This window comes from Aurantibacter sp. (genome assembly GCF_042094015.1).
In the GTDB taxonomy this organism is placed as follows: domain Bacteria; phylum Bacteroidota; class Bacteroidia; order Flavobacteriales; family Flavobacteriaceae; genus Aurantibacter.
The window spans coordinates 1-9783 of the sequence record NZ_JBELDZ010000086.1 but is presented as its reverse complement, the minus strand read 5'-3'; the positions used below and the strand labels follow the sequence as shown (position 1 = coordinate 9783).

At 29.7% G+C, this 9783-nt stretch carries 9 protein-coding genes; 1 reads left to right on the top strand and 8 read right to left on the bottom strand.

Translation table 11 applies throughout. From position 1 onward, the window contains the following. From ACFDSN_RS10685 to ACFDSN_RS10675, 3 genes are all read right to left on the bottom strand, one after another. Positions 1 to 1138, bottom strand: a 1138-nt coding sequence (locus tag ACFDSN_RS10685) for a hypothetical protein (protein ID WP_375239844.1), incomplete at its 3' end; no start/stop codon positions are given. 855 nt (positions 1139 to 1993) lie between these two features. Further along, positions 1994 to 3142: a YHYH protein gene (locus ACFDSN_RS10680; protein ID WP_375239843.1), complete on the bottom strand. Its 1149-nt coding sequence runs from the start codon at positions 3140 to 3142 to the stop codon at positions 1994 to 1996. A gap of 15 nt (positions 3143 to 3157) precedes the next feature. Beyond that, positions 3158 to 3670: an EF-hand domain-containing protein gene (locus ACFDSN_RS10675; RefSeq protein ID WP_375239842.1), complete on the bottom strand. Its 513-nt coding sequence runs from the start codon at positions 3668 to 3670 to the stop codon at positions 3158 to 3160. Positions 3671 to 3796: 126 nt separating this feature from the next. Here ACFDSN_RS10675 and ACFDSN_RS10670 point away from each other — a divergent pair, with 126 nt between their 5' ends. Next, positions 3797 to 4702 carry an EamA family transporter gene (locus ACFDSN_RS10670; RefSeq protein WP_375239841.1) on the top strand — a complete coding sequence of 302 codons (906 nt, stop codon included), beginning with the start codon at positions 3797 to 3799 and terminating at the stop codon, positions 4700 to 4702. Between the two features lie 58 nt (positions 4703 to 4760). Here ACFDSN_RS10670 and ACFDSN_RS10665 read toward each other — a convergent pair whose 3' ends face one another. The 5 genes from ACFDSN_RS10665 to ACFDSN_RS10645 form a co-directional block, all read right to left on the bottom strand. Continuing rightward, entirely contained in the window at positions 4761 to 4952 is a 192-nt protein-coding gene (locus ACFDSN_RS10665) for a cold-shock protein (protein ID WP_375239840.1), read from the bottom strand. Between the two features lie 79 nt (positions 4953 to 5031). Further along, the gene (locus ACFDSN_RS10660; protein WP_375239839.1) at positions 5032 to 5493 is read right to left on the bottom strand and encodes an OsmC family protein; all 462 of its coding nucleotides are present in this window, start codon (positions 5491 to 5493) and stop codon (positions 5032 to 5034) included. 3 nt (positions 5494 to 5496) lie between these two features. Beyond that, a complete protein-coding gene (locus tag ACFDSN_RS10655; protein WP_375239838.1) occupies positions 5497 to 7032 on the bottom strand; it encodes an SDR family NAD(P)-dependent oxidoreductase in 1536 nt (511 codons plus the stop codon). 15 nt (positions 7033 to 7047) lie between these two features. After that, positions 7048 to 8361, bottom strand: coding sequence for a DEAD/DEAH box helicase (locus ACFDSN_RS10650; protein WP_375239837.1), 1314 nt, complete (start codon positions 8359 to 8361; stop codon positions 7048 to 7050). A gap of 15 nt (positions 8362 to 8376) precedes the next feature. Further along, a complete protein-coding gene (locus tag ACFDSN_RS10645) occupies positions 8377 to 9720 on the bottom strand; it encodes a DEAD/DEAH box helicase (protein ID WP_375239836.1) in 1344 nt (447 codons plus the stop codon). Between the last annotated feature and the right edge of the window lie 63 nt (positions 9721 to 9783).

Sequence of the window (9783 nt, the reverse complement as noted above, 5' to 3'; positions counted from 1 at the left end):
GCAATGCTCTAGTAGATTTATTTAAATACTCATATCTTATTTCTTGATTTTCTAATAAGCTAACTTTTTTACCAATTTCACTATAAATATTAAAGATTTGTTCTTCAAACCAAAAATTGTTTGATACTTCTTTAGTAACAAAATATGACCTATTATTAATAGATAATTCTCTATTAGTCATATCAGTTTCAAAATAGGACTTATGTTCTCTTTTATTTTTAAACCATTTGCTTTTTAAGGGAATACTATTCTTTTTATTTAAATAAAACTCTAAAAGTCCTAAAGTTTGAGTAACTGTATTTAAAAAAGATTTCTCATTAACAGAAATTCCTTCAACACTTACAAAGTTAAGTAATCGCAAAATCTCAATATCTTTCTCAACCTGTCTTCTAAAAAAGTTTTGAAAACTTGAATTATCCCAATATGCACTTTCAATTGTAACACTTTTTATATTGTCTATTATCTGTTTATTGGCAATTTTAGCTAAAGTATCTGGTTCAAAAAGGCTATAAACACCAGCTCCAATTTTAAGTAAGTTAAATAAACTGATAAGACTAAGTATTGCTAGAAAAATTAGAATCAAATTTCCTGGATAGAATCCAAATGTTGCAAATAGTAAAACACAAACTGAGTATGCAGTTAAGAAAGCTAGTCTTCTTAAGTAGTTTTGAGTTATTGGTTCTAAAAACAATAGGTTTCTAATACTAGAATTGACTTTTGCATAGCCAGAGCTTGCAATTGTTGCTAAAATTGGATAAAACAAAGCAAGCAAAACACCTGAAATACTTGCTAATAAAGAAATGAATCCATTTACGGCATCTTGACTTTCAGGATAATTAGGTTTGGGAATAAAATCTACTATATACTTTAACCAATTTGGAAAATTATCAACGTATTTTAAATACGCATTTTGCGAGAAAAACTCTATGAGATATAATAGTATAACAAAGAAGAAAGCTATAATTATATTCTTAATTATTTCAAAAAGATAAACCTTTCTTACTGATAACCTTTCTTTTTCTAAGAGGAATTTATTTTTAGTTTTAAACTTAAAAATATTAAACTTTAAGCTAATATTTTTAAATTTCTGCTTTACTTTCCATAGTAATTTATAGTCGTAGATTTTATGAATATTCAATGTATAACTAGGTTAAAAGTTCTTCTCTCAAATATACATTATTTTAAGACACAAGTATATGCGGAATTCCGTAATTATTTGATAATTAAATAGTAATAATCTCATTCCACACACATTCCACTTCTCTCCTACGTCGTTTCGTAAAAAGAGTGTTCCATTAACATTGCAGAGAAATATTTTAGAATAAAAAAATAAGAAAAAGTAGTAATATAACTTCGCTTTTTCCAAAGCAAAGTTACATAACGCAGAACATTATAGTACATTTTATAGCAATTATCGGAATAGCTCTTTTTTGGGCGATATTTGACATAACTGTGTCTTCGTTAGAATAATTTAGATGTGTAGCTATAGCTATAATGTTATATATATGTAAAATATCCCAAATTGCTTATAGTACATTATAATATTTAGTACTTGAGGTCATTAAACTTCATCGATTTATTTCTCGCATAATTTTAATATTCTGTACAATCCTTCATTATTTTTTAAATAAACTATTCTAAGAAACATTCGAACTAAACATTTGTATCTGTAATTTGTCGCTATGTAAAATTGCTGCTGCCTATGCGCTTGATTGCTTTTTAAAATTCAAATGCTATGGCATTTATTTTTAACACAATTATCCATCGCTTTCCAATGCCAAAAAAAAATAGATTTTAGATGTTTTTGAAATTCTCGTAAACTTTAAAAATACAGCTTTAATTTTTTTTCAGAACATTTTCATAAGCTTTCCAAAAGAGTTCTGAAATTAGAAAAATATTCACCTTTTAACTGTTGAATTTAAATTAATATTCTAATTGAAAAGACCACAACTTAAAATATAAATTGTAGTTAAAACATAATTTGATCTATAAACTATCGTCTTGGTCCTCTTTTTTGATTTTCTCGACCTTTAGCTCCTTTTTCTAATTCTTCCTTAGATATAAGTCCATCATTATTTACATCAATTTTAGAGAAATCGTATTCTAACGGACCTTTGGCTTCATTTTTTGATATTCTACCATCTTTATTAATATCCAATTGAGATATAATCTCTAAAACACTTGGTCTTTCTCCTTGATTTCTTTCTCTTCCTAGTCTTTGATGTTGTCTATTTAGAGAATCTTTTTGTTCTTTATTATCAACTTCACCCATAAGACATCTACCAACATATGGAAAGTCTTTAGTTATTAAATACATGTATTTTCCATTAACTGTAATTCCGTTACATTCGTCTAAATCACCAGAATTTGCTACAAATTCATAATCAGATCCATAAGTTCCATCATGATGTCCTCCAACAGAAATATCTCTACTTTCCATTGGGTTTTCATAAATACAATCTTCTCCTTTTCTGTTTCCGTCTAACAACTTAAAACTTGGTGCATATTTTTCACTTTTAGAAACGTAAATAGGAAAACCATCATACGCAAATCCAATATGAACTAGATCTTCTCCTTTATCAAAAGTATTAATAATTGAAGTTGGCAATCCATGATAATGATATTCACCTGTTGGTTGTACGTGTGCATTATTAAAATCTAAACCTAAGTCTATTATATTTTGAATAGCTTCTACTCTATAGTTTTCTCCAGAATCACATTCTACAACTTCTGCGGTTCCTGGTTCAAATTTAATTCCGTTCAAAGCAACGCCAGGTTCTCTCATCCATCGAGCTTTTCCTGTGTATTTAGGAATTATAGGAAACGTATATGTTTTCTTTTGAGCAGTAATAATATTAGGATTTCCTTGATTTGGAAAATCACCTGTTTTATGATTTGGTAATGAATTAGTTTCCATAATACGTTTATCTCCTTTAATAGAAACTATGGTTGTTGTTCCATAATTATTGTCTTCTAACTGATAATCTTCAAAGTAATTAGTTGTATTATTTGATGCTTTTTCTATTGAATGAGAGTGAGAATGATCCGAATCAGAATCGTGATGATGACCACTTTCTTTAGAACTATTACAGGATAATAAGCAAAAAAATAAAACAGCAAGAAATAAATTTATAATTTTCATAATCTAAGTGTTTTTTTAGTCCCTTTTTTCTTTTCTGTCCTTTAATAAAAACAGTTTCAATTCTTTTTTATCGAGCTCATTATCATTGTTGATATCAATTTTCTTAAAATAATTCATTAATCGTATATTTTTCTTAGCTGCAATTTCCAATTCATTTAATGTACCATCTTTATTGTCATCTAACTCTTTAATTAATTCTTTAGCAGATTTCCTTTTTGGACCTCTATTCTCTAATGAAGCTTCTAATTCTTCTAAGGATATCGAATTATTAGAGTCAGTATCTATTTTATCAAACATTTCAGAAATCTTACCTCTTTTATCGTTTGAAGCCTCATCTCTATCTATGGTATTATCATTATTTGTATCTAACTTTGACATTATTTTGAACGCATCTGGCTTTTCAGTTCTTGGTTGTCTATTTCCTTGTCCTTGCATTCCTCCTCTTCCGCCTGGTCCTTGTGCAAAAAGTGCTACACTAGTAAATAATGAAAAAAAAGTAAGTCCAGTTTTGATTTTAGCAATCGTCATAATTAATCTTTTTATATGTTATGTTTTATTAGATGAAGTAATTGATAAAAACTTGTGCTAATCTGTTTATGTTCTATGTTAAACCCAAGTTAAATAAATTAATATTAAAGTATATCTTTGTGGCTTATGTGGATGTATCTAGGGCTTTTAGCCGCTTTATTTCTTGGCTTACATAATTTATGTAAAAAATATGCCGTACAAGGTAACGAAGTATTTCCTGTGCTTTTAGGAACCGTTTCTAGTGGTTTCTTTTTTGTAGCTCTATTCTATCTTTTATCCTTTTTTTACCCTGAATATACAGAGCAAAATGGTTATAACTTCCAAGAATTATCTTGGCAAATGCACGGTTTTATTTTTATTAAATCTGCAATAATGGCTAGTTCTTGGGTTTTAGCATATCAAGCTTTAAAACATTTACCCATAACTATAGTTACACCAATTAGAAGTGCTGGACCTTTTTTTACATTTATTGGAGCTATTTTAATTTATAAAGAAAGCCCTAACGTATTTCAATGGATTGGTTTTTTCTTAATTATATTTTCTGTCATTTTATATTCTAGAATTGGAAAAAAAGAAGGTATAAACTTTAAGCGTAATAAATGGATATTTGCTATTATTGGAGCTACTTTTTTTGGTGCTAGTAGTGGTTTGTATGATAAGTTTTTAATTCAGAATTTAAGTTTAAATCCACAAACATTACAATTCTGGTTTTGCTTTTATACTATTCTTATTTTATTAGTAATTCTAAGTATTACGTGGTTTCCTTATGCAGATAAGCGTAAAGCTTTTAAATTTCGTTGGTCTATTCCAATGGTTGGCATATTATTGCAGGCAGCAGATTATTTCTATTTTAAAGCACTACAAGATCCAGATGCCTTAATTATGTTATTATCTGCTATAAAACGTAGTCAGATTATAATTGCAGTTGTTATTGGCGGCATTATGTTTAAAGAGAAAAACAAACGTTTGAAATTAATTCCTTTAGTTGGTATTTTAATTGGTGTTTTTTTGATTTTATATTCTAACAATTAATTCTATAAAAAAAGCCCATCAAGTAAATGATGGGCTTAGATTTAATAAGATTTTATGTTTAGATAACTTTTACGTTAATTGCATTTAATCCTTTTTTACCTTCTGTTAATTCAAATTCAACGTCATCGCCTTCACGAATTTCGTCAATTAAACCTGAAATGTGTACAAAATGGTCTGTGTTTGAACCTTCTTCTGTTATGAATCCAAAACCTTTGTCGTCATTGAAGAATTTTACTGTTCCTTTAATCATTGTAATATAATTTATTGTATTAATTACTTTGATATAAGCAATATGCGTGCCAAGAATTAAAATAAGATAAATAATAACACTACTCTATTTCTACTATCGGCTCTACTTCTATTGGGAAATTACAAGAGTTACCAATAAAACAAAGTGATTTTGCTTTACTATGTAAACTAATAGCTAATTCTAAATCTAATTTGCTTTTTATTATAACTAAAGGTTTTAATATAATCTTGCTAAACTGTCCGCTTCCATTAGAATTAACTTGTAAAGTTCCTAAAGGCTGATCTTGATATGAAATGATTTCAATAGCATTCTGTCTACATACATAGAAATAAGACATCATATGGCATGAGGATAAAGCAGACAATAACATATCTTCTGGATTTAGCAAAGTAGCATCGCCATGAAACGTTTGATCTGCAGAACCTTTAAAACTAGATTTTCCTGGAATAGCTATTTCATATAACCTATCGTTTTTAATAGAATTTATATAAGACTCTCCAATCCATTTTAAATTTAAAGTGTAAAGATGTTTATTACCCATAAGTTACCAATCTATTGGAAAATAATCCTTTAAAAACTTACCACACCAATGTTTACCAGTGTTTATACCATCTATTAATGGATCCATAACACGTGCTGCGCCATCTACAATATCTAATGGTGGCTGAAAATCGTGTTGTTCTACTTTCTTCTTAGATAATTCTACAGGATCTTCGTCTGTAACCCAACCTGTATCTACCGCATTCATATAAATACCAGATTTTGCAAATGTTGAAGCAGATGTATGTGTTAGCATATTTAAAGCCGCTTTTGCCATATTAGTATGTGGATGACGATCTTCTTTTTTAAACCTATGGAATTTCCCTTCCATAGCAGAAACGTTTATAATATGCTTTTTTCCTGTATTTTCCTTCATCATTAATTGCGACAAACGATTACATAATACAAATGGCGCTACAGCATTAACCAACTGTACTTCTACCATTTCAGTCGTTTCAATTTCACCTAGTTTTAAACGCCAACTATTAGTTTTACGTAAATCTACTTGTTGTAAATCTGCATCTAATTCGCCTTCAGGAAAGACTTCTTTTGCTTGTAACGAATTATCAAAACTATATGGGATTTGAGATAATTCTGCCGAATTTCTTAATCCTATGCCTGGCTCTGGTCCGTGCCACGTTACTGGCAATACATTGTTTTTACTAGTTTTAGTAGTACTTACACTTAAATCTGATAATTCTTGTAAACACTCTAAATGATTTTTTAAAAATGGTTGTGCTAATTTTGGTAAATCTGACACAGGTAATTCTTCTTTTTCCATTAAATGAAAATAAAATCCTGATGGTCTTCTTACGGTTTGTGCGGCATTGTTGATTAAAATATCTAACCTATCATATTTCTGCTCTATGTAATTACAGAAAATCTCTACACTTGGAATATGACGTAAATCTAAGCCGTGAATATGTAATCTATCGCTCCATTGCTTATAATCTTCTTCTTTAGCAAAACGAATAGCAGAATCTACTGGAAAACGTGTCGTTGCAATAACTGTAGCTCCAGAACGTAATAACATTAATGTAATATGATAGCCGATTTTTAAACGAGAACCTGTAATTACAGCGACTTGATCAGTTAAATCTGTAAGTTGAAAACGTTTAGCGTAGTTTAAATCACCACAATCTGTACACATTGTATCGTAAAAATGATGAAGTTTAGTAAACATTGTTTTACAGACATAACAATTTCTTGCAGATTCTAATTCTGGTGTTTCTTCAGATAATTGAGCTGCTGCCAATAATTTTGGTGCTTCAAAAATCGTATTTTCTCTTGCTGTTCGTATTCCTGTAGATTTTCTAGCGTGCTTATCGGCTTCAATTTGCTTACGTTTAGCTGCTTTTTTAGCATCTTTACGTCTACGCTGAAATTCATCACGATTTGGTCTGGTTAATTCTCCTGCTACTTTAAAAAGCGATACACGTTGCGCTTCTGGCAATTCAAATAACTGGTTTGTATCGTCTAAAAGACTTTGTATGGTTGCAATACAAGATTCTATATCTATATTTTTTGACTCTTTGCTCATATTCGCTAAGCTGTATTATATTAACGTAACACGTACTTTTTTCTTTTTAAGTCGTGTATTGTTCGTTTTTTCTATTAAATCTTGTGCTTTCAACTTTGGCACAGATATAAAGGCGCAATCTTGTTTTAATTCTATAATTCCTAACTCATTTTTCTCTAAGTTTCCTTGTTTAAAAAATAAGCCAGCAATATCACCTTTAGAGATCTTATCTTTTCGTCCTCCAGAAATAAATAAAGTCGACCAGTTTGTTGTTATTTCTTCATTTTTAGATTCTAAATCCGTTAAAATTGGTGCTTCAATAAAATCAGGTAAAGTTTCTTTCTCCCACTGTAAAACATACGATGTTCCTTCAGAATTCATACGAGCTGTACGACCATTTCTATGTGTAAATTCTTCTGCTTTTAAAGGTAATTGATAATGTATAATATAATTAAGCTCTGGAATATCTAAACCTCTAGCAGCTAAATCTGTAGCTATAATAACTTGATGTGTTCCATTTCTAAATTTTATTAATGCTCGTTCTCTATCTACTTGCTCCATTGCCCCATAAAATGTTCCATGAGGTATGTTGTTTTTATTTAAATAATCACTTACAAAACTGATAGTGTCTTTATAATTACAGAAAATTATACCTGGCTTATTTCCAATTGATTGCAATATATCAACTAAAGTATTTAGTTTGTTTTTGTCTTGAGAAATAACGGTTTTAATTTCTAATTTAGACGCTTTAGACGTACCTAAATAATCTATAATGATTTCGTCTTTTAAGCCTACAAATCTTGGGATTTGCATATCCTTTGTTGCAGAAGTTAAAATACGTCGTTTTATAAATGGTAAGCTTGAAATAATTTGACTCATTTCTTCTTCAAAACCAACTTCTAAAGATTTATCAAACTCGTCTAAAATCAACGTTTTAAGCTGATTCACAGAAAATGTTTTTCGTCTTAAATGATCTGCAACTCTTCCTGGCGTTCCTATTAAAATAGCTGGTTCGTGTGCTAATTCTATTTTATCTTTAGAAAAATGTCTACCACCATAAACAGCATTGGCTTTAAAACCAGTTCCCATTTCACGGATAACTTGCTCTATTTGTATTGCTAACTCACGCGATGGTACTAAAATTAACAATTGCACATGTTTAGACTTAATATCCAAAGTTTGTAATGTTGGTAATAAAAACGCCAAAGTTTTCCCTGTTCCTGTTGGCGATAATAAGACCGTATTTTCTACCGAAGTTATAGACAACAAGGCTTCTTCTTGCATTGGATTTAATGCCGAAATATTAAGTTTATCTAAAATTGCTTGTTGTGATTTAATTTGGTTTGCCATAGTATAATTATATTATTATGACTTTCTTTTCTTCTTTTTAACAACTTCTGATTTTGTGGTCTTAGCAGTTGTTTCTGCAATATAATTTGCTAAAATCTTATCTACTAATTCTTCTTTTGTTAAATGATGAAAAATCGTTTTAATTCGTCCTTTAAAATCTTCTGAAACGTCACGATTTGGTTTCGTTTTAAATATTTTTTTAGCCCAAATTAAACCGTTATTTTCTTCAATACTTTTAGCATCAGCTTTTTCGTACTTATTAAATTTAATACCTAATTCAGCTTCAAATTCTGGTATTTCAAAAACTTCTTCTTGTTGTAATACTGTTAAAGATAAACCCTTTGCTCCTGCTCTTGCTGTTCTACCACTTCTATGTACATAATTATCGTAAGTATCTGGTAGATGATAATTAACTACGTAAGCTACGTCTTTCACATCGATTCCTCTAGCAGCTAAATCTGTTGCTACCAAAATACTAATATGCCCATCGCGAAATTGTCCCATTATACGATCACGAATTCCTTGTGTTAAACTTCCGTGTATAGCGCCAGATGAGAATTTATTAATTGCCAAGTTCTTTGCTAACTTATTTACAGCAGCTTTTGTCTTACAGAAAATTATACCTTGTTGTCCTTCTTTTGAATTTAAAAAATGCATTAAAACCTCTAATTTCTCAATAGGTTCTACCACAACAAATTGATGTTCTATACCTTGATGTCCCATTGTAGCCATATTAGCTTCAATAGTCACCACATTTTTAGACATGTAATTATTTACCAATTGCTTAATAGCTCCAGATAAGGTTGCTGTAAACAAAAAGGTGCGTCGCTTTTTAGGGATTTCTTTAATAATCTCGTCTAAACCTTCTTTTAAAGCGCTAACCATTTCATCTGCTTCATCTAAAATAAAGTGAGAAATTTCTTTAATATTAATAGCATCTCTTTTAATTAAATCTACCAATCTACCTGGTGTTGCCACCACAATCTGAGTTATGTTTTTTAAAGTTTCAATTTGTGGTTTTATTGGTATTCCTCCACAAATAGTAGCTATACTAATTTCAGGATTATTTTGAGAAAAAGAAATCAAATTAGAAGATATCTGCTGTCCTAACTCTCGTGTTGGTGCCAAAATAACAGCTTGAATAGTCGGTTTTTTAGTATCTATTAATTGTAGTAGCGGTAAACCAAAAGCAGCAGTTTTACCTGTTCCGGTTTTTGCTAATGCCACAACATCTTGTTCATTTTTAAGAATTACAGGAATCGATTTTTCTTGTATTTCTGTTGGTCTAGAAATATCTAAAACACTAAGGCTTTGCTGTAATGATTTACTTATTCCTAAATCTGAGAATGTAGTTGACATAAAATATTATTTTGCACAAAGATAATGACACTTTTTTATGTAGTGACTTCAATTAAAAGTTAT